Origin of the sequence: Glaciecola sp. 1036, from assembly GCF_050306235.1 — a bacterium.
In the GTDB taxonomy this organism is placed as follows: Bacteria; Pseudomonadota; Gammaproteobacteria; order Enterobacterales; family Alteromonadaceae; genus Glaciecola.
In genome coordinates, this window is sequence record NZ_JBLWFH010000055.1 from 1 (window position 1) to 214 (window position 214).

Annotated in this window: 1 tRNA gene; it reads left to right on the top strand. The window is 49.1% G+C overall.

The features are described from left to right. Nucleotides 1-76, top strand: a tRNA-Val gene (locus ACNKW3_RS19870). Nucleotides 77-214: the final 138 nt, after the last annotated feature.

The following is a 214-nucleotide window of genomic DNA, read 5'->3' on the forward strand; positions in this document are numbered from 1 at the left end:
GGACGCATAGCTCAGTTGGGAGAGCACCGCCCTTACAAGGCGGGGGTCGCAAGTTCAAGCCTTGCTGCGTCCACCACCTCCCCCAGCCCTTTAAATTCAAGACATACAGCAATTTCACAATGAAATTTTTTCAAGCCAATTTTAATTTGCGGACTTCAAACGTGTCAAATCCGTGCCGAATCCGTGGCAAAAACGTGTCAAATCCGTGCAAGCA